This is a genomic window from Micromonospora sp. CA-248089, from assembly GCF_050948515.1.
In the GTDB taxonomy this organism is placed as follows: domain Bacteria; phylum Actinomycetota; class Actinomycetes; order Mycobacteriales; family Micromonosporaceae; genus Micromonospora.
The window spans coordinates 1608651-1631591 of the sequence record NZ_CP192016.1 but is presented as its reverse complement, the minus strand read 5'-3'; the positions used below and the strand labels follow the sequence as shown (position 1 = coordinate 1631591).

20 protein-coding genes are annotated in these 22941 nt (G+C 72.4%); 6 read left to right on the top strand and 14 right to left on the bottom strand.

Translation table 11 applies throughout. The annotated features are described in order from the left end of the window. The first annotated feature begins 58 nt into the window (after positions 1-58). Complete coding sequence (locus ACQP26_RS07990; RefSeq protein WP_433496104.1) at positions 59-715, top strand: metal-dependent transcriptional regulator; 657 nt, start codon at positions 59-61, stop codon at positions 713-715. A gap of 74 nt (positions 716-789) precedes the next feature. Here ACQP26_RS07990 and ACQP26_RS07985 read toward each other — a convergent pair whose 3' ends face one another. From ACQP26_RS07985 to nrdR, 6 genes are all read right to left on the bottom strand, one after another. After that, positions 790-1338, bottom strand: coding sequence for a hypothetical protein (locus ACQP26_RS07985; protein ID WP_433495328.1), 549 nt, complete (start codon positions 1336-1338; stop codon positions 790-792). Between the two features lie 86 nt (positions 1339-1424). Further along, positions 1425-1658 (bottom strand): DUF5522 domain-containing protein, encoded by a 234-nt coding sequence (locus ACQP26_RS07980; protein ID WP_269701237.1) that lies wholly within the window; start codon positions 1656-1658, stop codon positions 1425-1427. Then, complete coding sequence (locus ACQP26_RS07975; RefSeq protein ID WP_269701239.1) at positions 1651-2349, bottom strand: class I SAM-dependent DNA methyltransferase; 699 nt, start codon at positions 2347-2349, stop codon at positions 1651-1653. The genes ACQP26_RS07980 and ACQP26_RS07975 overlap by 8 nt, the downstream gene beginning before the upstream one ends. A gap of 124 nt (positions 2350-2473) precedes the next feature. Then, a complete protein-coding gene (locus ACQP26_RS07970; protein WP_433495327.1) occupies positions 2474-3409 on the bottom strand; it encodes a DUF2332 domain-containing protein in 936 nt (311 codons plus the stop codon). Positions 3410-3509: 100 nt separating this feature from the next. After that, complete coding sequence (locus ACQP26_RS07965; RefSeq protein WP_269701242.1) at positions 3510-6407, bottom strand: vitamin B12-dependent ribonucleotide reductase; 2898 nt, start codon at positions 6405-6407, stop codon at positions 3510-3512. A 34-nt stretch (positions 6408-6441) separates the two neighbouring features. Further along, a complete protein-coding gene (nrdR, locus tag ACQP26_RS07960) occupies positions 6442-6942 on the bottom strand; it encodes a transcriptional regulator NrdR (protein WP_013284751.1) in 501 nt (166 codons plus the stop codon). A 490-nt stretch (positions 6943-7432) separates the two neighbouring features. On the opposite strand from nrdR, the gene lexA reads away from it, so the two are divergent. Beyond that, positions 7433-8215 (top strand): transcriptional repressor LexA, encoded by a 783-nt coding sequence (lexA, locus tag ACQP26_RS07955; protein ID WP_013284750.1) that lies wholly within the window; start codon positions 7433-7435, stop codon positions 8213-8215. A gap of 56 nt (positions 8216-8271) precedes the next feature. On the opposite strand, the gene ACQP26_RS07950 is transcribed toward lexA, so the two are convergent. Together ACQP26_RS07950 and hflX are read right to left on the bottom strand one after the other, a co-directional pair. Beyond that, complete coding sequence (locus ACQP26_RS07950; protein ID WP_433495326.1) at positions 8272-10008, bottom strand: hypothetical protein; 1737 nt, start codon at positions 10006-10008, stop codon at positions 8272-8274. Between the two features lie 50 nt (positions 10009-10058). Next, positions 10059-11522, bottom strand: coding sequence for a GTPase HflX (gene hflX, locus ACQP26_RS07945; RefSeq protein WP_281578675.1), 1464 nt, complete (start codon positions 11520-11522; stop codon positions 10059-10061). Positions 11523-11718: 196 nt separating this feature from the next. On the opposite strand from hflX, the gene ACQP26_RS07940 reads away from it, so the two are divergent. After that, entirely contained in the window at positions 11719-13191 is a 1473-nt protein-coding gene (locus ACQP26_RS07940) for an NAD-dependent malic enzyme (protein ID WP_262013573.1), read from the top strand. Positions 13192-13366: 175 nt separating this feature from the next. Here the strand turns inward: ACQP26_RS07940 and dapF are convergent, their stop codons facing one another. Genes dapF through ACQP26_RS07925 form a run of 3 tightly spaced genes read right to left on the bottom strand, consistent with a single transcriptional unit; the run spans position 13367 to position 15850 of the window. Next, positions 13367-14221, bottom strand: coding sequence for a diaminopimelate epimerase (gene dapF, locus ACQP26_RS07935; RefSeq protein ID WP_433495325.1), 855 nt, complete (start codon positions 14219-14221; stop codon positions 13367-13369). A 7-nt stretch (positions 14222-14228) separates the two neighbouring features. Continuing rightward, entirely contained in the window at positions 14229-15248 is a 1020-nt protein-coding gene (miaA, locus tag ACQP26_RS07930) for a tRNA (adenosine(37)-N6)-dimethylallyltransferase MiaA (RefSeq protein ID WP_433495324.1), read from the bottom strand. Beyond that, a complete protein-coding gene (locus tag ACQP26_RS07925) occupies positions 15131-15850 on the bottom strand; it encodes a hypothetical protein (protein ID WP_433495323.1) in 720 nt (239 codons plus the stop codon). Before ACQP26_RS07925 ends, miaA begins: the two co-directional genes overlap by 118 nt. A gap of 203 nt (positions 15851-16053) precedes the next feature. Here ACQP26_RS07925 and ACQP26_RS07920 point away from each other — a divergent pair, with 203 nt between their 5' ends. Then, a complete protein-coding gene (locus ACQP26_RS07920; protein ID WP_281578678.1) occupies positions 16054-17262 on the top strand; it encodes a DUF349 domain-containing protein in 1209 nt (402 codons plus the stop codon). Between the two features lie 332 nt (positions 17263-17594). Continuing rightward, positions 17595-19217: a cellulase family glycosylhydrolase gene (locus ACQP26_RS07915; protein ID WP_433495322.1), complete on the top strand. Its 1623-nt coding sequence runs from the start codon at positions 17595-17597 to the stop codon at positions 19215-19217. A gap of 91 nt (positions 19218-19308) precedes the next feature. Here ACQP26_RS07915 and miaB read toward each other — a convergent pair whose 3' ends face one another. Continuing rightward, positions 19309-20808, bottom strand: coding sequence for a tRNA (N6-isopentenyl adenosine(37)-C2)-methylthiotransferase MiaB (gene miaB / locus ACQP26_RS07910; protein ID WP_433495321.1), 1500 nt, complete (start codon positions 20806-20808; stop codon positions 19309-19311). A gap of 52 nt (positions 20809-20860) precedes the next feature. Here miaB and ACQP26_RS07905 point away from each other — a divergent pair, with 52 nt between their 5' ends. Further along, positions 20861-21088 (top strand): DUF2277 family protein, encoded by a 228-nt coding sequence (locus ACQP26_RS07905; protein WP_269701258.1) that lies wholly within the window; start codon positions 20861-20863, stop codon positions 21086-21088. A gap of 78 nt (positions 21089-21166) precedes the next feature. Here the strand turns inward: ACQP26_RS07905 and ACQP26_RS07900 are convergent, their stop codons facing one another. Together ACQP26_RS07900 and selD are read right to left on the bottom strand one after the other, a co-directional pair. Beyond that, positions 21167-21646: a hypothetical protein gene (locus tag ACQP26_RS07900; protein WP_269701260.1), complete on the bottom strand. Its 480-nt coding sequence runs from the start codon at positions 21644-21646 to the stop codon at positions 21167-21169. Positions 21647-21858: 212 nt separating this feature from the next. Continuing rightward, positions 21859-22848, bottom strand: coding sequence for a selenide, water dikinase SelD (selD, locus tag ACQP26_RS07895; RefSeq protein ID WP_269701262.1), 990 nt, complete (start codon positions 22846-22848; stop codon positions 21859-21861). Positions 22849-22941 lie beyond the last annotated feature (93 nt).

Below are 22941 nucleotides of genomic sequence, written 5' to 3'. Positions count from 1 at the left end.
TACCATCGGAGCCCAGGAGGCCGCAGACGTGAAGCACGACCTTGTTGACACCACCGAGATGTACCTGCGCACCATCCTCGAACTCGAGGAGGAGGGGGTGCCGCCGCTTCGTGCCCGCATCGCCGAGCGGCTGAAGCAGAGTGGCCCGACCGTCAGCCAGACCGTCGCCCGCATGGAGCGCGACGGCCTGCTCACCGTCGAGGGCGACCGGCACCTGACCCTCACGCCGCAGGGCCGCAGCACCGCCGTGTCCGTGATGCGCAAGCACCGGCTGGCCGAGCTGCTGCTGGTCAACGTGATCGGGATGCCCTACGAGGAGGCCCACGAGGAGGCCTGCCGGTGGGAGCACGTGATGAGCGACGCGGTGGAGAAGCGGGTCTTCGACCTGCTCAACCGCCCGACCCGCTCGCCGTACGGCAACCCGATCCCGGGCCTGGAGGAGCTGGGCGACCCGGGCCTGGTGCCCGCCGACGCCGTCGAGGGTGAGCGCAACCTGGCCTTCCCCGGCCTGTCCGGCACCGTCGTGGTGCGGCGGATCTGCGAGAGCGTGCAGACCGACTCGGACGTGCTCCGGCAGTTGCACGCCGCCGGCGTCGACCCGGGTGCGACGGTGACTGTGGCGCAGGAACGCGACGCCGTCTCGATCGACCGCTCCGGTGACCGGGTCCGGCTGCCCCGCGAGGTGGCGTCCCGGGTGTTCGTCGCGGCCCGCTGACTCTCCGGCGGCCCTGACGTCCCGTCAGAGCTGCTATGGCGACCTCCGGTCAGAGCTGCTATGGCGACCTTCGGTCAGAGCTGCCTTGTGTCGATCACCTTGGCCAGCGTGACCAGCTTGCCGGCCGTCTTGTCCGCCTCCGCCTTCGCGGTGCCGGGCGGGGCGGTCCAGCGCAGCGTGGCGAGCCGGCCCTCGGTGGCCAGCCAGCCGACCTCGGCGGCCGGTCCGGACTTCGCGGTCTTGGGCAGCGTGCGCCGGTAGGCGGCCTTGCCCAGCTTGCTGATCTTCGCCGCGCCGCTGGGCTGCACGTCCAGGGTGAACGTCGCAGCGTCGATCGACGTCTCCGTCACCGACAGCGTCAGCTCCGGCAGCACCGCCCTCGCCGCGCGGACCACACAGGTGTGGGTGTCGCCCCGCTCGGTGGCCGCCGCCACATCGAACGTGCCGCCGGTGTGCTCGGCGATCACCGCGAAGTCGAGCAGCCGGCACGCCCCGCCCGAGGACGCCGCCGCCACCGGGACCGGCGGGGGCGGAGCGGGCGGTCCGGCCCCGGTCGGCGCCTCCTCGGCGCAGCCGGCGGCGAGCAGGACGGCCGGAACGGCCAGCCAGATTCGGGCGCGCACGGGAGACCTCCGCGGTCGGCGGCGGGTCCGACCCGCCGGAGTTCCGTCGGACACCGTACGGGGTGCCCCAGCGGGGACGGAAGCCCCTAATCGGCCACGTACGGACAGTGCCGGCAGCCTCGCCCGCAGCACGTGCCACGCCTCGCCAGGAACCCGGCGCTGAGCACGAACAGCCCGGTCTCCGGGTCCAGGTAGCCGGCCTCCCCGGCGGCCAGGGCGGCGGCGTGCACGGCCAGGATCCGTTCCCGCTCGGGATGATCCGGCGACAGCCGCGACGGGTGCGGCTCGGTCAGGGGCCGGTCCGCCAGCTCGTCACGCACCGCTGAAGTCTACGGAGGGCACCGCACCGGACCCCGTGCCCGCCCCGGTCACGCGATCAGGTCGCCGGGCGAGCAGGAACGCCTGGGGCTGCCGCTCGCCGTCGGCCGGCGCGCGGACCGTCGTCGCCGTCACCGCGAACCCGGCCGCCGCGAGCTGCGCGGCCAGCCGCTGCGGCGACAGCCAGTAGACGTCGTACCCGACCCGGTGGCCGTATGCCTGCTCCCGGCGGTCGAGCCGGTCGCCGGCCTTCACCGCGAGCAGCAGGTGGCCGCCCGGGACGAGCACCCGGTGGAAGCCGGCGAACACCTCCGGCAGCAGGTCCGGTGGCAGGTGGATGACCGAGTACCAGGAGACCAGCCCGGCCAGCGACCCGTCCGGCACGGTCAGCTCGGTCAGCGAGCCGACCTCGAAGCGCAGGTCCGGGTACGTGCGCCGGGCCACCGCCACCATGCCGGGCGAGAGGTCGACCCCGCTGATGTCGAGGCCGAGCCGGTGCAGGTGGTCGGTGACACGGCCGGTGCCGCACCCCACCTCCAGCACGGGCCGGCCCGGCCCGACCGTCTCGGCGAACGCGGCCAGCAGGGCCCGGTCCAGCGGTGGTTCCACCACGTCGGGCAGCAGCCGCGCGTAGTCCTCGGCGACGGTGTCGTAGGCGGCGCGCGTCTCGACCAGCCAGGCAGGTTCGGTCACGCCCGCCGACCCTAGTCGCCGCCGGCCCGGCTCGCCCGACCTTGGTTGATCATGAAGTTGACGGCCGTCGCGCCCGGCGTGTCGCGCCGTCAACTTCATGATCGACGAGGACAGAACGGGTGGGTCAGCGGAACCAGGTGAGGGACTGGCCGTGGCCTGTCGTCCAGGCCACGGGGTGGCCGTCGAGGGCCAGGACGTTGTGGAAGCCGTCGGCGGGTGGCTCGGGCAGATCGGCGTGGGGCAGCACCGACGGGTCCTCGTTGGCGATCCAGTGGCCCGGCAGGCTCCGGACCAGCGCGGTGAACGCGTCCCGCCGTGGTGGCGGCACCTGGTAGAGCACCGAACTGTGGAACACCACGAGCGTCGCCCCAGCCGGGGCCTGCGCCGCCAGCGCCGGCAGGTCGTCGACCAGGTCACCGCGTACCAGCAGGGGCGGGTCGGCCGCCGCGATCGCCGCCGCGGCGCGCAGCCGCTCCCGGCGGTGCCGGTGTTCCGGCCAGATCAGCGCGTCCAGCCAGGCCACGTCGGCCGGGGCGGTGACGTCGAGCGGGTTCACGTCCAGCCCGGCCCGCCACACCACCTCCGGGCGCCGCCGCGGCGGCTCGGCGCCGGTCAGGTCGCAGTCGAGCACCGGCTCACCCCCGCCGAGATGCCGGTCGCCGTAGCGGTAGGCGTACCGGTCCGGGTAGAGACACAGCCCCGCGGACGCGCCGACCTCCAGCAACGCCAGCGGCTGAGGCAACGCGGCGAGCACCGGCAGCAGCACCGCGCAGCGCCCGGCCTCGTTCGTCTGCGTCGCCCGCATCCGCATCTGCGCCGCGACATCCGGCCAGTGCGCGATCACGTACGCGCGGAACGCCGCCGGGTCGTCCACCGGCCCGCCGCGCAGCCGCACCACCCCGAACAGCAGGTTCGGCTGACGCTTAGCCGGCGGCAGCGTGTCGAGCAGGGCGAGCAGCTCCGGGTCACCGGCCACCGCCCGCGACAACCGCTCGTACGCCGGGGACACGCCGCGCGTCTCCCGCTCGGCGAAGACCCGATAGATGTCGGTCGTGCTCATCCCCCGAGCATTCCAGCTCGCGTACACGATGGGGTGTGACAGTGAGCACGCGCGAGCGCGGCAGGGAAGTCCCTGCCGCGCTCGCGTCTTCGGTCGTGCGTCAGCTGCAGCCGCTGGTGGAGCCGCAGCCCTCGCAGACGTAGCAGCTACCGGCGGGCCGCATCTTGGTGCCGCAGGTGAAGCAGAGCGGCGCGTCGGCGGCCTTGCCGATCACGGCCTCCAGCAGTTCGGTGCTGGAACCCACCGACGGCGCGGGCTTCACGGCCGCGGCGTCGGCCATCTCCTGCGCCGGCTGCGCGATCGGGCCGGTCTTCGGCTCGGGCGCCTCGACCGGGGCGGAGGCGGCCATCGCGGTGAGGTCCGCACCGCTCGCCTCCGCCTCCGCCTCGGCCGCGAGCTGGGCGGCTCGCTCCTTGGCGGTGAAGATGCCCAGCTCGGCGCGGCGGTCGTACGGCAGGAAGTCCAGCGCCAGGCGACGGAAGATGTAGTCCATCACCGAGGCGGCCATGCGCACGTCCGGGTCGTCGGTCATGCCGGCCGGCTCGAAGCGCATGTTGGTGAACTTGCTGACGTACGTCTCCAGCGGGACGCCGTACTGGAGACCGATGGAGATGGCCACCGAGAAGGCGTCCATCACGCCGGCCAGGGTGGAGCCCTGCTTCGACATCTTGAGGAAGACCTCGCCGAGGCCGTCGTCCGGGTAGGACGAGGCGGTGAGGTAGCCCTCCGCGCCGCCGACCGAGAACGAGATGGTCTCCGACGGGCGCTTCTTCGGCAGCCGCTTGCGCACCGGGCGGTACTCGACGACCTTCTCCACGACCTTCTCCGGCGCGGCGGCCGGGGCCTGGGCCTCGACGGCGCCCTTGCTCGGCTTGGCAGCCGACAGCGGCTGGCCGACCTTGCAGTTGTCCCGGTAGATCGCCAGCGCCTTCAGGCCGAGCTTCCAGCCCTCGAAGTAGATCTTCTCGACGTCCTCGACGGTGGCCTGCTCCGGCATGTTCACCGTCTTGGAGATGGCGCCGGAGATGAAGGGCTGGACCGCCGCCATCATCCGCACGTGACCCATCGGCGCGATCGAGCGCTCGCCCATGGCGCAGTCGAAGACCGGGTAGTGCTCCGGCTTGAGGCCCGGGGCGTCCACCACGTGACCGTGGTCGGCGATGTGCTCGACGATCGCCTCGACCTGCTCCTCGGGGTAGCCGAGGCTGCGCAGGGCGCGCGGCACGGTCTGGTTGACGATCTGCATCGAGCCGCCGCCGACCAGCTTCTTGAACTTCACCAGGGCCAGGTCCGGCTCGACACCGGTGGTGTCGCAGTCCATCATCAGGCCGATGGTGCCGGTCGGGGCGAGCACGCTGGCCTGCGAGTTGCGCCAGCCGTGCTTGTCACCCAGCTTGTTGCCCAGCGTCCACTGCTTGGTCGCCTCGCGCTGCACGGCGGTCGCCACGGTGCCGGTCGGCTTGATCGCGTCGTTGGCGGCGGCGTGCTTGCGCATGACCCGCTTGTGCGGCTCGGCGTTGCGGGCGTAGCCGTCGTACGGGCCGACGATGCCGGCCAGCTCGGCGGACCGGCGGTAGGCGGTGCCGGTCATCAGCGAGGTGATCGCGGCGGACACCTCCCGGCCCTGCTCCGAGTCGTACGGCAGGCCGGAGGCCATCAGCAGCGCGCCCAGGTTGGCGTACCCGATGCCGAGCTGCCGGTAGGCGCGGGTGGTCTCACCGATCTTCTCGGTCGGGAAGTCGGCGAAGCAGATCGAGATGTCCATCGCGGTGATGACGAACTCGACCGACTTGACGAACTTCTCCACCTCGAAGCCGCCGTCGGCGCGGAGGAACTTCATCAGGTTCAGCGAGGCCAGGTTGCACGAGGAGTTGTCCAGGTGCAGGTACTCCGAGCACGGGTTCGACGCGGTGATCCGCCCGGTCTCCGGGCAGGTGTGCCAGTCGTTGATGGTGTCGTCGTACTGCAGGCCCGGGTCGGCGCACTCCCACGCGGCCTGGGAGATGGTGTGGAACAGCTTCTTGGCGTCGATCGTCTCGATGGTCTGCCCGTCGAGCCGGCCGCGCAGGTCGAAGCCGCCGCCGTTCTCCACAGCGGACATGAACTCGTCGGAGACGCGGACCGAGTTGTTGGCGTTCTGGTACTGCACGCTCACGATGTCGGCGCCGCCCAGGTCCATGTCGAACCCGGCGTCCCGCAGCGCGCGGATCTTGTCCTCCTCGCGCGCCTTGGTCGCCACGAACTCCTCGATGTCCGGGTGGTCCACGTCGAGGATGACCATCTTGGCCGCACGCCGGGTGGCGCCACCGGACTTGATGGTGCCGGCGGAGGCGTCCGCGCCGCGCATGAAGCTGACCGGGCCGGAGGCGGTGCCGCCGGAGGAGAGCAGTTCCTTCGAGGAACGGATGCGGGACAGGTTGACCCCGGCGCCCGAGCCGCCCTGGAAGATCCGGCCCTCCTCCTTGTACCAGTCGAGGATGGAGTCCATCGAGTCGTCGACGGAGAGGATGAAGCAGGCACTGACCTGCTGCGGCGACGGCGTACCGACGTTGAACCACACCGGCGAGTTGAAGCTGAACACCTGGTGCAGCAGCATCCAGGTCAGCTCGTGCGCGAACACCTCGGCGTCGGCCGGGGTGGCGAAGTAGCCGTACTCCTCACCGGCGGTGCGGTAGGTCTCGACCACCCGGTTGATCAGTTGCTTGAGCGACCACTCCCGCTCCGGGGTCCCCACCGCGCCCCGGAAGTACTTGGTGGTCACGATGTTCGCCGCGTTCACCGACCAGGACTCGGGGAACTCCACCCCGCGCTGCTCGAAGTTGATCGAGCCGTCCCGCCAGTTCGTCATGACGACGTCGCGGCGCTCCCAGGCGACCTCGTCGTAGGGATGCACCCCCTCGGTCGTCCAGACGCGCTCGATCTTCAGCCCCGCCCCGGCCTTGTTCCGTGACCTGCTGGTCGTCACGCCCTCGCCCCCCTCGTCGGCACGGTCACCCACCGCGCCTCGTGTACCTGTCAGAAACCCGAAAATGTCAGCTGATCGCGCCGGCGGCGTCCGCCGCACCGGCACCGGCGCCCTCCCGGGCGCGCGCGGCGGCCCGCAGCGTCTCGATCTCGCGCTCGAAGTCGGCGAGCGAGTCGAAGGAGCGGTAGACGCTGGCGAACCGCATGTAGGCCACCTCGTCGAGGTCACGCAGCGGGCCGAGGATGGCCAGGCCCACCTCGTGGCTGGGGATCTCGGCCGCCCCCTTGGCCCGCACGGTCTCCTCGACCTTCTGTGCCAGCAGCGCGATCGAGTCGTCGTCGACCGGCCGCCCCTGGCACGCCTTGCGCACCCCACCGATGATCTTCGTACGGCTGAACGGCTCGGTCACCCCGCTGCGCTTGACCACCGCGAGCACCGCCTCCTCGACGGTGGTGAACCGCTTGCCGCACTCCGGGCACGACCGTCGCCGCCGGATGAGCTGGCCGTCGTCGGCCTCCCGCGAGTCGACCACCCGGGAGTCGGCGTGCCGGCAGTACGGACACCGCATTCGCCCGACCTCCTGTCGTCGATCGCGGGCACACCTACCGGCTCGCGGGCACGCGTCGACACGGCGGAGCCATCGTCGGATGACCGTCGCCGAGTGCGCGGTGCGGGAGTGCGTTCGGTAGTGGAACCCAACCTGTGGGCAACTTACGCCCGTGTGACTACTACATCTAGGGGTCGACCGTATGCCGAACCCCAAGCGAGGTCAAGTTGGTCGGCGTGTCCGGCGCGTCATCCGCATCACGCCCGGCGCGCCGCCACCGAGGAGCCCAACGGACGGCCTCCCGCGCCGGTCACGGGCGGCGGGGATAGAACATCCGTTCGAGCGACGTACCCTTCTATCAGAACACCAGTTCGGAAATCCAGGAATTCGGCGCGACACGCCGACAGCAGGTCGTACAGATGTTTGAAAATGGCCGATCTCACCTATACGGTCAGACCACACGCACCACGAGCCGACGAGGCACCCCAGCGCCGACCAGGGAGGGACGGACGTGACCGAGGACCGGGCCAGCCGGCAGAAGAACCCGCAGCCGAACGACGGGGCGGGTCCTCCGGCGACCCGTCGCCCCCGCACCGCCCGCAGCCGCACCGCCCCCGCGGCCGTGCGTCCGGTCACCCCGGTGGTGAGCAGCTTCCCCGACCCGGCGACGGTCGACCTGACCGCCCGGCAGCGACGGATCCTGGAGTTCATCCGCAACTGGGTCGAGCGCCACGGCTACCCGCCGAGCGTGCGCGAGATCGGCGAGGCGGTCGGGCTGGTGTCCCCGTCCAGCGTCGCCTACCAGCTCAAGGAGCTGGAGAAGAAGGGCTTCCTGCGCCGCGACCCGAACCGGCCGCGCGCCGTCGACGTCCGCGCGCCGGGCGAGGCCGACGACGAGGCGGCCCGCGCGCAGCGACCCGCCCCGGCGTACGTGCCGATGCTGGGCCGCATCGCCGCCGGTGGGCCGATCCTGGCCGAGCAGGCGGTGGAGGACATCTTCCCCCTCCCCCGCGAGCTGGTCGGCGAGGGCGAGGTCTTCATGCTCCAGGTCAAGGGCGACTCGATGCTCGACGCGGCGATCTGCGACGGCGACTGGGTGGTCGTCCGGCAGCAGCCGAACGCCGAGGTCGGCGACATCGTGGCCGCCATGCTCGACGGCGAGGCGACGGTGAAGACCTACCGGCGGCGCGACGGTCACGTCTGGCTGATGCCCCAGAACCCGGCCTTCGACCCGATCCCGGGTGACGACGCCACCATCATGGGCCGCGTGGTCGCGGTGCTGCGCCGCATCTGAGGCGACAACGACGAAGGGGGTGACCGGCGATCGGTCACCCCCTTCGTCGTGTGCTCTCAGTAGCGGTCGCCGCGGTACTCCCGGCCACCGGACACCGGCCCGTACTGGCCGCGCTCGTCGTAGCCGTCGTCGCGCCTGCCGCCACGCGGGTCCTGGCCGCGACGAGGCGGCTCGGCCCGGCCGGCCTCCCCGCGCGGGGCGCCGCCGTTCGGCTGGCCCCGGTGCCCCGGCCCGCCCGGGCCGCCGCCGTAGCCGCCGCCCCGGCCACCCCGGGGCGCACCGCCGGGACCGGCCTGGCCGCCACCGCCGTACACGCCGCCGCCCTGGCCGCCACCGCCGCGACCGCCGCCGGCCGGGGCGCCGCCGCCGTAGACGCCGCCGCTCTGGGGACGGTCCGGGCCCGGAGGACGGCCACCACCCTGGGGACGGCCACCTCCCTGCGGGCCGCCGCTCTGGGGACGGCCGCCGTACACGCCGCCGCCCGGCCGGCCACCACCACCACCGTAGACACCGCCCGACGGCGGCCGGTCACCGTTGGCGCCGCCGTACACGCCGCCCTGACCACCGCCGCCGTAGACCGCGCCGCGGGGCGGGACCTCCGGCCGTTCCGCCGACGGGAAGCCGTTGTTCACCGGGAACTCGCCGCTGCGCTCGGGCTCGTCGGCCGGCGCCCTGGGCGCCGGCTTGCGCCGCGCCCGCAGGATGCCGAACACGCCCGCGCCGACCAGCAGCGCGCCGAGCACCCCGACCGCCGCGATCAGGTACGTGATCTCGTCGAGCGAGAGCCCGTCGATCCAGGACTTCTCGGCGGCCGCCTTGGTCTCGGCCTTGCCGCCGTTGGGAAGCGCCTCGGCGCCCGTGGTGGACGGGGTGTAGCTGAGGATGTCGATCGGGTCCGACTCGTCGAGCGTGCCGCCGTCGGAGACGGTGACGAACGTCTTGCCGTCCGGGGTGTAGGAGATCGCCTCGCCGAACGGGTCGGCGAGCGGGGTGACCCGGGGCTTGCCGGTGGTGATCGCCTTGACGATGTCGCCGCCGGTCACGTCGAACTCGAACGCGTCGGCGTACGTGCGCAGCACGACCTTGCTGCCGTCCGGTGAGCGGGCCGCGCCGGTGATCAGCGCCCGGCCGGGCGAGCCGAGCTTGTTCTCGGTGCTCGTCTTCGGGAGCGTGACCTCGCCGACCTTCTTCATCGGGATCGGCTCGGTGTCGCCTCCCGCCTTCAGCTTCACCGTCGGGGTGTAGATCTCCGACTTGCCGGAGAGCTCCTTGGTGATCACCAGCGGCATGTTGTCGTCGCCGACGAGCAGGGCCTCCGCGTCGTGCGGTTCCTTGCCCGGGTAGCTGAGCCGGTGCAGCACCGGCTGCTTCGAACCGCTCACCGGCATCGTCCAGACCGCGACCCGCTCCCGGCGGGTCTTCTTCTCGATGTTGTCGCCGGTGTCGGCGATCCAGAGGGTCTTGCGGTCCGGGCTGAGCGCGAGGTCCTCGGTGTCGAGCGGCCCGTCACCGGAGTAACGGACCTCCTTGTCCACCTTGCACTTGGTGTCCAGGTAGAAGACCCGCTTGCGGCTGGGGTCGTCCGAGCCGTCGTTGATCACGACGTACCCGTTGCTGGTGGCGACGAGGCCGGACAACTCGCGGAGGCGATTGTCCTCGACCGTGCACTTCTTCTTGGGCGCTGCGGCCAGCACGGGGGCCGCGGCGGGAGCCGCCGGGGCCGGCCCGGCCGGCGCCACGACCGCGCCGACCAGGCCGAGCGCGAGCGTGACCGAGGAGACAACGTGCCGCATGACGCTCAGTGTCGCACGGCGCGGGTTTCCGGCGGGTGACGCCGGACGGCTCACCGCCCGGCGCCCACCCGCTCGTCACTGGTCAGCCGGTCACCCGCCCGGTACGGCGCGAGCTCGGCGGCCAGCCCCTCGCTGACCCGCACGTGCACCAGGGTGCCCTCGGGCAGGTGCGCGGTGCTCAGCACCTCACCCTGCCGGTGCACCCGGGAGACCAGGTCACCCCGGTCGTACGGGAGCACCGCGCGCACCTCGACGGCCGGCCGGGGCAGCCGCCGCTCGACCGCCTCGCGCAGCTCCTCGATCCCGCGCCCGCTGTGGGCGGAGACGAAGACCGCATCCGGCCAGAGCCGCTTGAGGCGCAGCATCGTCTCCTCGTCGGTGGCGTCGGTCTTGTTCACCACCAGTAGTTCCGGCAGCCGGTCGGCGCCCACCTCGGCGAGCACCTCGCGGACCGCCCGGACCTGCTCCTCCGGATCCGGGTGGGTGCCGTCGACCACGTGCACGACCAGGTCCGCGTCGGCGACCTCCTCCAGCGTCGAGCGGAACGCCTCGACGATCTGGTGCGGCAGGTGCCGGACGAACCCGACCGTGTCGGACAGCGTGTAGAGCCGCCCGTCGGACGTGGTGGCCCGGCGGGTGGTCGGGTCCAGCGTGGCGAACAGCGCGTTCTCCACCAGCACCCCCGCCCCGGTCAGGCGGTTGAGCAGGCTGGACTTGCCGGCGTTGGTGTAGCCGGCGATCGCCACCGCGGGCACCGCGTTACGGGTACGCCGGGCGCGCTTGGTCTGGCGTACCGTCGCCATGCTCTTGATCTCGCGGCGCAGCCGCGCGATGCGGTGGCGGATGCGCCGCCGGTCGGTCTCCAGCTTGGTCTCACCGGGACCGCGCAGGCCCACGCCGCCGCCGGCGCCACCGCCGCGGCCGCTACCACCGGTCTGCCGGGAGAGCGTCTCGCCCCAGCCGCGCAGGCGCGGCAGCAGGTATTCGAGCTGGGCCAGCTCGACCTGCGCCTTGCCCTCCTTGCTCTTGGCGTGCTGGGCGAAGATGTCCAGGATCAGGGCGGTCCGGTCGACCACCTTGACCTTGGTGCGCTGCTCCAGGTTGCGCAGCTGCGACGGCGACAGCTCACCGTCGCAGATGATCGTGTCGGCGCCGGTGGACAGCACCACCGCGCCCAGGTCGTCGACCTTGCCGCGGCCGATGTACGTGGCCGGGTCGGGCCGGTGACGACGCTGGATCAACCCTTCGAGCACCTGCGAGCCGGCCGTCTCGGCCAGCGCCGCCAGCTCGGTGAGGCTGTTGTCGGCGTCGGTCTGGGTGCCCTCGGTCCAGACACCGACCAGGACGACCCGCTCCAGCCGGAGCTGGCGGTATTCGACCTCGGTGATGTCGGTGAGTTCGGTGGAGAGGCCGGGGACCCGCCGCAGCGCCTGCCGCTCCGACAGCTCGTACTCACCTGTGGTGGCCTCGAGCTCGTCGTCCGTGTAGGGATGGAAGGTCTCCTGCTCGCGCAAACTGCGTCTCCTGTCCGTTATGTGCATCGCCGAGAATTTTCGGCGCGTGACAGCAATCCTGACATGTGACAACGCCGGGCGCACCTGTGTTATGCCCGTGACGCTACCGACGGGTAGCGGGGGCGGATGCCGGGCGACCTGGGCGGGCGAGTAGAAATGCCAGTCGAGCCGCTCAGCGCCGACGGAGGAGTTTCTCGTGGCCAACACCCGACTGCCGAGTGCCGGATTCTCCATCACCATCCGGATCGCGGTACCCGCCGACGCCTCCTCCATCGGCCGCCTCACCACCGCCGCCGGCGAGGCCGGGGCCATCGTCACCGCGCTGGACGTGGTCGACTCCGACCCCGCCCACGTGATCGTCGACCTCACCTGCGACACCGCCGACGCCGGACACGCCGACCAGGTCGTCGACGCGCTCACCGCGCTCGACGGAGTGGACGTGCGCAAGGTCTCCGACCGCACCTTCCTGCTGCACCTCGGCGGCAAGATCGAGGTGACCCCGAAGGTCGCGCTGCGCACCCGCGACGAGCTGTCCCGCGCGTACACCCCGGGCGTGGCCCGGGTCTGCATGGCGATCGCGGAGAACCCGGCCGACGCCCGCCGGCTCACCATCAAGCGCAACACCGTCGCGGTGGTCAGTGACGGCACCGCGGTGCTCGGCCTGGGCAACCTCGGCCCGGCCGCGTCGCTGCCGGTGATGGAGGGCAAGGCCGCGCTGTTCAAGCGCTTCGGCGGGGTGGACGCCTGGCCGGTCGTGCTGGACACCCAGGACACCGACGAGATCGTGGCGATCGTCAAGGCGATCGCGCCCGCGTACGGCGGCATCAACCTGGAGGACATCGCCGCGCCGCGCTGCTTCGAGATCGAGGCCCGGCTGCGCGAGGCGCTGGACATCCCGGTCTTCCACGACGACCAGCACGGCACCGCGATCTGCGTGCTGGCCGCGCTGACGAACGCGCTGCGCGTCGTGGGCAAGCAGCTCGCGGACGTCCGGGTCGTGGTCTCCGGCGCCGGCGCGGCCGGCACCGCGATCATGAAGCTGCTGCTGCGCCAGGGCGTGGGCGACATCATCGCGTACGACCGCCAGGGCGCCCTGCACCGCGGCCTGCCGGACCTCAACCCGGCCTGGCAGTGGCTGGCCGAGAACACCAACAAGGAGAACTACTCCGGTGACCTGGCCGGGGCGGTACGCGGCGCGGACGTGTTCATCGGTGTGAGCGCGCCGAACCTGCTCACCGGCGAGGACGTCGCCCAGATGGCGAAGGACTCGATCGTCTTCGCGCTGGCGAACCCCGACCCGGAGGTGGACCCGCGGGAGGCGCGCAAGTACGCCGCAGTGGTCGCCACCGGGCGCTCGGACCAGCCGAACCAGATCAACAACGTGCTCGCCTTCCCCGGCGTGTTCCGCGGCATGCTCGACGCGCACGCCGAGGAGTTCACCGAGGAGATGGCGCTCGCCGCGGCCCGGGCCATCGCGGACGTGGTGGGCGAGGACAAGATCAACCCGACGGTAATCGTGCCGAGCGTGTTCGACTCCCGCGTCGCACCGGCGGTGGCCGCCGCGGTGCGGGCCGCAGCCCAGAACCCGGCCGCCACGCCGGCGCCCGCGGCCGACCCGGGCCCGGCCGACCTGCCCGAGATCGCCGCCAACGCCAGCGCCACCCCCTGACCCGCTCCGCGCCGACCTCGCGCCGGGACTCGCGCGCGAGATCTTGGAAGGAAACGGCCCTCATAGGGGCCGAAATCTTCCAAGATCTCGTGCATGCCTTCGGCAAGCCGTTCGCCCCCGTTGACCAAGGAGTTTGCGTCCCCTGGGGGCCAGAAATCCGCCGCAAACTCCTTGATCAACCGTGAAGGGCGCCCAGGGCGGACGGGGTCAGGGTGCCTGTGGCCACCAGGACGGCGGGGCCGGACAGCCAGCAGGAGTCGGCCGTCACCGTGACCGTGAGGCGTCCGCCTGGTACGTCCACAGTCACCGTGCCGATGTCCAGGCCGCCGTCGCGCAACGCCACCGCGGCCACCGCGCACGCGCCCGTGCCGCAGGAGAGCGTCTCGGCCGAGCCGCGCTCGTACACCCGCATCAGCACGTGCCCGTCGGTGCCGTCGACCGGCTCGCCCGGCGTGGTGAACTCGACGTTCACCCCGGCCGGGAAGATCCCGGCATCCACCCCGGGCGCGCGGGTGAGGTCGAGCGCGGTCAGCTCCAGCGCGGCGGGCAGCGCGCACACCAGGTGCGGGTTGCCGACGTCCACGGCGGTGCCGGGCAGCGTCAGCCCGCCGAGCGTGGCGGTCGCCGTGTCGTACAGCCGGGGGCGGCGCATCTCGACCGCCACGTCCGCGCCCTCGACCCGGGCGCGCACCAGACCGGCGCGGGTCGCGATCGGCAGCGTCCCGCCCGACGGGGCGGCCAGCGACCGGTCCAGCAGGTAGCGCACGAACACCCGGGCGCCGTTGCCGCACATCTCGGCGAACGAGCCGTCGGAGTTCCAGTAGTCCATGAACCACTCGGCCTCACCCGCGAGCGCGACGCCCTCGGGGTGCTCGGCGGCCCGTACGACGCGCAGCACGCCGTCGCCGCCGAGCCCGCGCCGCCTGTCGCAGAGCGCGGCGACCAGGCCGGGTGTCAGGTCGAGGGTGCCGTCCGGGTCGGGCAGGATGACGAAGTCGTTGCCGGTGCCGTGACCCTTTGTGAACTCCACGCCCCCATCATGGCCGATGCTCGGCGACCACCCGCAGGGCAGTGTCGAGAAACGCGGGCGACGCCGAGTCCAGCCAGTGCACGCGCGGGTCACGCCGGAACCAGGAGCGCTGCCGCCGCACGAACCGGCGGGTGGCGCGGATCGTCTCCTCGTACGCCTGCGTCTCGGTCAGCTCCCCGGCCAGGAACCGCAGCACCTGCTGGTAGCCGAGCGCCCGGCTCGCCGTCCGCCCCTCGGGCAGCCCTTCGCCGACCAGCGCCCGCACCTCGTCAACCAGGCCGTCGGCCCACATCCGGTCCACCCGCAGCGCGATCCGCTCGTCCAGCGCCCCGGTGTCCAGGTCCACGCCGAGCTGCACCGACGGGTAGTACGGCGTGGGCGACGGCAGCGACGCGGTGAACGGCGCGCCGGTCAGCTCGATCACCTCCAGCGCCCGCACGATCCGCCGCCCGTTCGTGGGCAGGATGCTCGCCGCCGCGCCCGGGTCGGCCTCGGCCAGCCGCGCGTGCAGCGGCAGGGGGCCGACCGCCGCGAGTTCCGCCTCCAGCCGCTCCCGCAGCGCCGGGTCGGTGCCGGGGAACTCGAACTGTTCCAGCACCGCCCGCACGTACAGCCCGGAGCCGCCGACGAGCAGCGGCACCCGTCCCCGGGCCAGGATGTCGTCGACCGCCGCGCGGGCCAGCGTCTGGTACTCGGCGACGCTGGCCGGCGCGGTCACCGGCCAGATGTCCAGCAGGTGATGCGGCACGCCCTCGCGTTCGGCCGGCGTGAGCTTGGCGGTGCCGATGTCCATGCCCCGGTAGAGCTGCATCGAGTCGGCGTTCACCACCTCGCCGCCGAGCGCGTGGGCCAGCGCGATGCTCAGCGCCGACTTCCCGGCCGCGGTCGGCCCGACCACGGCGATGACGCTCACGCCCGCTCCCAGTTCGCCACGAAGTAGGCAACGCCGTAGGGGGCGCGGTGGTAGCTCAGCTCGCCGCGCCAGTCGCCGCCCGCCGCGCCGACCGCGCCGGCCAGCACCTGCCACGGCGCCCGCCCGGCGACCCTCAGCTCCGCCGACAGCTCCGGGTCCAGGCCGAGCAGGGCGTCGGCGTCCGCACCGGCCAGGGCAACCGCAACCCCTTCGTCGTACGCCTCGGCGCGCGGATCGTCGTACCCCGGCGCCTTGACGCCCCGGCAGGCGGACCCGTCACCGAGCACGAGCAGCGCGACCCGCGGGTCGTTGTCGAGGATCAGGCTCGCGCCGAACGCCGCGCACTCCGCCGGCGTGGCGTCGTGCGCCACCGACCGGGCCAGCCGGGGCAGCTCGGTGCCGGAGCGGTTCAGCAGCCACGCGCCGACGGTCAGGCTCAGCGGCAGGCGGTCCCCGCCCGCGCAGTTGACCTTCCAGAGCCGCACGTCCCGGTCCAGCCCGTACGGGCGAAGCGAACCGTGCTCGGCGGAGTTGAACCGGACGGTCTCCGGCCCTCCGCCGACGAGCAGGATCGCCTCGGGCTCGGCGGCGAGCAGCCGGGCGACAGCGGCGTCGGCGGCGGCGCGCAGGTCGTCCAGCTCGGGCGCGGCGGCGCCGGCCAGCTCGGGCACGATAAGCGGCGGGTGGGGGCAGACGGCGGCGGCAACCAGTGGCACGCCCCAAACCTATCGGGATCTCCCGGTGCGTCCCCGCGCCGATCCGGTCATCGAGGGCGTACAACACCGTATGGTCACGGTCGGCGACAGGCGCTCGACACGGACGGGGGCGGACCTGTGACAATGCCGGGAGAAAGTTTGCTGCGCCGTGGCGGCGAACGAGGGGGCTGTCCCCTCGACGCCGGGAGAACGAGGATGGGCACATGAGCGACTGGACTGCCTTCGGACGGGTCGACGAGGACGGCACCGTCTACGTCAAGACCGCCGAGGGCGAGCGGGTGGTCGGATCCTGGCAGGCAGGGGCACCGGAGGAAGGGCTCGCCCACTTCGCCCGGCGCTACGCCGACCTGGTGACCGAGGTCGATCTGACCGAGGCCCGGCTCAACTCGGGCGCGGCTGACGCCGGCCACTCCCTGACCACGATCCGCCGGATCCGTGGGTCGCTGGCCGAGGCGCACGTCGTCGGCGACATCGACGCCCTTGCCGCCCGCCTGGACAAGCTGGCCACCGTCGCCGAGGAGAAGGCCGGCGAGGCCAAGGCGGCCCGCGAGGCCGCCCGGGGCGAGGCGCTGGCGCGCAAGACCGCCCTCGTCGAGGAGGCCGAGAAGCTGGCCGCCGAGTCGACCGGCTGGAAGACCGCCGGTGACCGCCTCAAGGAGATCCTCGACGAGTGGAAGACCATCCGCGGCGTCGACAAGAAGACCGACGGTGAGCTGTGGAAGCGGTTCGCCGCCGCGCGGGACGGCTTCACCCGCCGCCGGGGCGCCCACTTCGCCTCCCTCGACCAGCAGCGCAAGCAGGCGCAGACGGTCAAGGAGGAACTGGTCGCCGAGGCGGAGAAGCTCAAGGACTCCACCGACTGGGGCGTCACCGCCGGTCAGCTCAAGGACCTGATGGCCCAGTGGAAGGCCGCGCCGCGCGCCGCCAAGGAGGCCGAGCAGAAGCTCTGGGAACGGTTCCGCGCCGCGCAGGACGAGTTCTTCACCCGCCGCAGCGAGGTCTTCTCCGCGCGGGACAACGAGCAGCGCGCCAACCTGGAGCGCAAGCAGGCGCTGCTGGCCGAGGCCGAGGCGCTCGACGTCGACGGCGACCCGAAGGGCGCCCAGGCGAAGCTGCGGGAGATCCAGGCGCAGTGGCACGAGGCCGGCCGGGTCCCCCGCGAGGCCGCCTCCGGGCTGGAGCGCCGGCTGCGGGCCGTGGACGACAAGGTCCGCGAGGTGATGGACTCGGCGTGGCGGCGCACCACCAAGGAGGACAACCCGCTGCTGGCGCAGATGCGCGCCCAGGTCGCCGAGGCCGAGGACCGGCTGGCCCGGGCCCAGGCCGCCGGTGACGCCCGCCGGATCAAGGAGGCCGAGCAGGCGCTCGCCTCGAAGCGGCAGTTCCTCCAGCTCGCCGAGCAGGCCGGCTGACGCGGCAACCCCCGGCCGGGCAGGCCGGCGGACGGACACATCGGGTGAGCCCCCGGCCCTGTCGGCCGGGGGCTCACCCGCGTCCGGACCAGGGTTGACGCATCGAGGTAGGCTGATCAGAATGAGCGGCGGAGCCAGGTTCAGGCACCGGCACGAGGGCACCGACGGCTGATCTCGCCGTCGACGATCGCCGGTGCGACATCTCGCGGGTGGCCGTCCACACGACACGGCCCGGCGCGCGCTGCGCGCGTACTCGATGACGAGCGGGACGTGCCTCCTGGTCCTGCCGCCCGCGGCGCCCGTGCGGCGCGGGCATCCGAAGTGGAGCTTCCATGCACCGACGCACCGCCCTCGGCGGCGCCCTGACGGCGCTCGCCACCGCAGCGGCCGGCGTGCTCGTCGCCGCCGCCGTCTCCACCGCACCGGCCGCCGCGGCGGCCGGTGGCACCGGCACCGGTTACCTGCACACCAGCGGCAACAAGATCGTCGACAGTACGGGCGCGACCGTCCGGCTGACCGGCATCAACTGGTTCGGGATGGAGACCGACAACAAGACGTTCCACGGTCTCTGGTCGAGCAACCCGTGGCGCTCCCAGCTCGACACCATGGCCCGGCTGGGCTACAACACGCTGCGCATCCCGTACTCGAACGACGCCCTCAAGGCCGGCGCGACCGCCACCGGCATCAACGACTTCGTCAACCCGGACCTGATCGGGCTGTCCCCGCTGCAGATCCTCGACAAGGTCATCGACTACGCGGGCAGCAAGGGGATGCGGGTCATCCTGGATCGGCACCGGCCGACGTCGGCCGGTCAGTCGCCGCTCTGGTACACCTCGACGGTCTCCGAGGCGACCTGGATCAACGACTGGAAGATGCTGGCCCAGCGGTACGCCGGCAACACCACGGTGATCGGCGCGGACCTGCACAACGAGCCGCACGCCGAGGGCACCAACCCGGCCGCCACCGGCGCCTGCTGGGGCTGCGGCGACACCGCCCGGGACTGGCGGCTGGCCGCCGAGCGGGCCGGCAACGCGATCCTCGGCGTGCAGCCGAACTGGCTGATCTTCGTGGAGGGCGTGAGCTGTCCGAGCGGCGGCCTGTCGAACGTCTGGGACAACGACCCCAGCAACGACGAGGACTGCGGCTGGTGGGGCGGCAACCTGTCCAAGGCCGGGCAGTTCCCGGTGCGGCTGAACGTGGCGAACCGGCTGGTCTACTCGCCGCACGAGTACGCCACGTCGGTCTACCGCCAGGCCTGGTTCGACGACCCGTCGTACCCGGCGAACATGCCGGCCATCTGGGACAAGTACTGGGGCTACCTCTACAAGCAGAACATCGCGCCGATCATGATGGGCGAGTTCGGCACCACGCTCCAGGACCCCAAGGACAAGATCTGGCTGCAGAATCTGATGGCGTACACCGGCACCGGGGTGAACGGCATGTCGTTCACGTACTGGTCGTGGAACCCGAACTCGGGTGACACCGGCGGCATCGCCAACGACGACTGGACCACGATCAACCAGCCGAAGCAGGACATCCTCACGCCGTACCTGATCCCGCCGACCGGTGGTGGCGGCACCACCAGCCCGTCCCCGACCGGCACGCCGAACACCTCGCCGGCGCCGACAACCCCGCCGCCTCCGGTGACCGGCGGCTGCACCGCCACCTACAAGCAGATCAACTCCTGGGCGGGTGGCTTCCAGGGCGAGCTGACCGTCAAGAACACCGGCACCGCCGCGGTGAACCCGTGGTCGGCCACCTGGACCTGGCCGTCCGGGGTGACCCTTGCGAGCGGCTGGAACGCCACCGTCACGCAGTCCGGCACCACTGTGACGGCGGCCGGGCCGACCTGGGCGTCGTCGCTGGCCCCGGGCGCGTCGGTCACCGTCGGCTTCACCGCCAACGGCACCGCCGCCACCCCCGCCACGGTCAAGCTCAACGGCACCGCCTGCTGATGTAAGGAAGGGCCCCTTATTAACGCCTGCGGTAGAGGAAGGGCCCCCTTTTAACACCGAGTGTTAAAAGGGGGCCCTTCCTTACCGGCGGTCAGTGGGCGGCGCAGCCGCCTACCGGGGCGGGTGCGGCAGCCGGCGCGCCGATCGTCGGCAGACCGAGCAGCACCCCCGGGGTACGCGGAACCTGCCCCGCCTCGGCCGCGTCCCCGGCCCGGGTACGCCGGTGGGCCAGCGGCGCGCCGTCGGCGTTGAGGTGGTGCGGGGCGGCGTACGTGACGACTGTGTGCACGATGTCGCCGGGGCGGATCCGCCCGCCCAGCTCACCGGTGGCGAAGTGCACGAGCCGGCCGTCGCGGGCCCGGCCCGACATCCGGCCGGTGCGCTCGTCCTTGCGGCCCTCGCCGACCGCCACCAGTACCTCGACGGTCTCGCCGACCAGCTTCTTGTTCTCCGCCCAGGTGATCTCCTCGACGCAGGCGATCAGCCGCTCGTAGCGCTCCTGCACGACCTGTTTGGGCAGCTGCCCGTCCATGGTCGCGGCCGGGGTGCCGGGGCGCTTGGAGTACTGGAAGGTGAACGCCGAGGAGAACCGCGCCTCCCGGACCACGTCCAGCGTGCGGGCGAAGTCGGCCTCGGTCTCGCCGGGGAAGCCGACGATGATGTCGGTGGTGATCGCCGCGTCCGGCATGGCCGCCCGGACCTTTTCGATGATCCCCAGGTACTTCTCCGACCGGTACGAGCGGCGCATCGCCCGCAGGACGTCGTCCGAGCCGGACTGCAACGGCATGTGCAGCGAGTGGCAGACGTTCGGCGTCTCGGCCATCGCGGCGATCACGTCGTCGGTGAAGTCCTTCGGGTGCGGGCTGGTGAACCGCACCCGCTCCAGCCCGTCGATGTCGCCGCAGGCGCGCAGCAGCTTGCCGAACGCGTACCGGTCGCCGAACTCGACGCCGTAGGAGTTGACGTTCTGCCCGAGCAGCGTCACCTCCAGCACGCCGGAGTCGGCCAGCGCGCGGACCTCGGCGAGGATGTCGCCGGGGCGGCGGTCCTTCTCCTTGCCGCGCAGGGAGGGCACGATGCAGAACGTGCAGGTGTTGTTGCAGCCGACGGAGATCGAGACCCACCCGGCGTACGTCGACTCGCGCCGGGTCGGCAGCGTGGAGGGGAACACCTCCAGCGACTCCAGGATCTCGACCTCGGCCGCGGCGTTGTGCCGCGCCCGGTCCAGCATCGCCGGCAGCGAGCCGATGTTGTGCGTGCCGAAGACGACGTCCACCCAGGGCGCCTTGCGGACGATGTCGCCGCGGTCCTTCTGGGCCAGGCAGCCGCCGACAGCGATCTGCATGCCGGGATGCTTGGCCTTCACGGGGCGCAGATGACCCAGGTTGCCGTAGAGCCGGTTGTCGGCGTTCTCCCGGACCGCGCAGGTGTTGAACACCACCACGTCGGGCTGCTCGTCGGCCTCGGCGGCGCGCACGTAACCGGCGTCCTCGAGGAGGCCGGAGATGCGCTCGGAGTCGTGCACGTTCATCTGGCAGCCGTACGTACGCACCTGGTAGGTGCGCGGGCTGCCCGCGGCTGCGGTAGTCATGACCCGCACAGCGTATCCGGGTGGAGCCGGTCGTATCGAACGAGGAGGAGCCGTGTGCCGCAGCATCAAGACCCTGCGTGAGCCGTACGTCCCGGTGGTCACCGAGGAGGACATCCGCGCCGCCGCGTTGCAGTACGTCCGGAAGATCTCCGGATTCCGTACCCCGGCGGCGCACAACGCCGCCGCGTTCGACGCCGCGGTGGACGCCGTGGCCGCCGCCACCGCGACGCTGCTCGAGCAGCTCGTGGTGCGGGGGCAGCAGCCGGCGGCCCGGGGCTGAGCCCGGGGCCGCCACCGCTCGCCGCCGGTGGGGGCACGGCGGCGAGCACCGGTCACGGGCGCCCGCCGGCGCCCGCGCTCAGGCGGCGGCGAGCGCCGGGGCGACCGTGTCCGGCGCCCAGCGCGACCGGTGGCACTGCGACCAGCCCCGGCAGCGCGCGTCGGCGACCGTGCAGAGCCGGTGGTGGCTGAGCACCTCACCGTCGTCGGTGTCGGCCACGTCGAAGTGCACCGGCCGGATCGTGCCGTCCGGCGCGACCAGCAGGTGCCGCCCGGCGTCCAGCGTGTCATCGCGCATCAGGCAGTTGCGGCCCAGCAGCCGGGCCAGCGCCGCGAGGGCGGGCAGCTCGGGCAGGCCGTCGGGCACGCCGTAACAGTCGACCACCGTGCCGTACAGCCCGGGCGCCTCCCACACGTCGCAGACCACCGCGTACGCGGGGAGCCGCATCGGGTCGGCGACGGCCATGGGCATCACCACCCGGCCGAGTGCCTCGGCCAGTGCCGGGTAGACCTCTACCGGCGCGCCGCCGTCGATTCTCCAGTTCCACAGCTCGGTCATGCCGCCTCCTCGCTGCGCTCGTTCCACCGGCCTCCGGATCGGGCCTTAAAGACGATGGTGGGGTGCATTTGACCTCAGCCGGGCGCAAGTTACCGGTCTGTGACCATTCCGGGCAAAATTCCCTCGGGCGACGTTGCCCAGAGTAGCTGGAAGATGACAGTTTATCGGGTACGGTGCCGCGCCGGCGGCCCAGCCGCGCCGCGAATCGCAGCTCAGCGCACCCGGATCAGGTGCTCCGAAGCCGGCAGCAGCTCACCGATCACGGTGCCGCCCGGCACCTCACCGGCGACCAGCAGTCCGCCGGAGGTCTGCGCGTCGGCGAGCAGCAGCCGCTCCCCCTCGTCGGCGCCGCCGAAGTCGGTCCACGGGGTGACCCACTCCAGGTTGCGCCGGGTGCCGCCGCTGACGTACCCGTCGCGCATCGCCTCCCGCGCACCGGGCAGGTACGGCACCGCCGCCGCGTCGATCGCCACCGTCAGGCGGCTCGCCCGGGCCAGCTTCGAGGCGTGCCCGAGCAGTCCGAAACCGGTCACGTCGGTGCCGCAGCGGATGCCCGCGGCCACCGCCGCGCGGGCCGCGTCCCGGTTGAGCCGGGCCATCGACTCGACCGCCTCGGGGAAGCGCTGCCCGGTCTGCTTGTGCCGGGTGTTGAGCACGCCCACGCCGAGCGGCTTGGTCAGCGACAGCGGCAGTCCGGCCCGCCCGGCGTCGAGCGTGATCAGCTCCTCCGGCCGGACCACACCGGTGACCGCCAGGCCGTACTTCGGGCCGTCGTCGTCCACGCTGTGCCCGCCGGCCAGGTGACAGTTCGCCTCCCGGGCCACGTCCAGACCGCCGCGCAGAACCTCGCGGGCCATCTCCGGCGGCAGCACACCGCGCGGCCAGCAGAGCAGGTTGAGCGCGACGAGCGGGGTGCCGCCCATCGCGTACACGTCGGAGAGCGCGTTGGCGGCGGCGATGCGCCCCCAGTCGTAGGCGTCGTCGACCACCGGGGTGAAGAAGTCGGCGGTGCTCACCAGACCCGTACGCTCGTCCAGCCGGACCACCGCGGCGTCGTCGCCGTTCTCCAGGCCGACCAGCAGGTCGGCCGAACCGCCGGTGGCGCCGAGCCCGGCGACCATCGCCTCCAGTTCGCCGGGCGGGATCTTGCAGGCGCAGCCGCCACCGCGGGCGTAGTCGGTCAGCCGGATCGCGTCGGTCATCGCCTCATGATCTCCGGCCTGCGGCTTCGGCGCCAGTCGGCCCACCCGGACGGTGACGAAATTCGGACGGGCCGGTACGCCGGTGACCGGTGT

Coding starts and splice junctions, on each gene's coding strand:
- ACQP26_RS07990 (WP_433496104.1), top strand. CDS start 59: ATGTACCTGCGCACCATCCTCGAACTCGAGGAGGAGGGGGTGCCGCCG.
- ACQP26_RS07970 (WP_433495327.1), bottom strand. CDS start 3,409: ATGAGCACGACCGACATCTATCGGGTCTTCGCCGAGCGGGAGACGCGC.
- nrdR (WP_013284751.1), bottom strand. CDS start 6,942: ATGCGGTGTCCGTACTGCCGGCACGCCGACTCCCGGGTGGTCGACTCG.
- ACQP26_RS07950 (WP_433495326.1), bottom strand. CDS start 10,008: ATGCGGCACGTTGTCTCCTCGGTCACGCTCGCGCTCGGCCTGGTCGGC.
- ACQP26_RS07920 (WP_281578678.1), top strand. CDS start 16,054: ATGAGCGACTGGACTGCCTTCGGACGGGTCGACGAGGACGGCACCGTC.
- ACQP26_RS07915 (WP_433495322.1), top strand. CDS start 17,595: ATGCACCGACGCACCGCCCTCGGCGGCGCCCTGACGGCGCTCGCCACC.
- miaB (WP_433495321.1), bottom strand. CDS start 20,808: ATGACTACCGCAGCCGCGGGCAGCCCGCGCACCTACCAGGTGCGTACG.
- ACQP26_RS07900 (WP_269701260.1), bottom strand. CDS start 21,646: ATGACCGAGCTGTGGAACTGGAGAATCGACGGCGGCGCGCCGGTAGAG.
- selD (WP_269701262.1), bottom strand. CDS start 22,848: ATGACCGACGCGATCCGGCTGACCGACTACGCCCGCGGTGGCGGCTGC.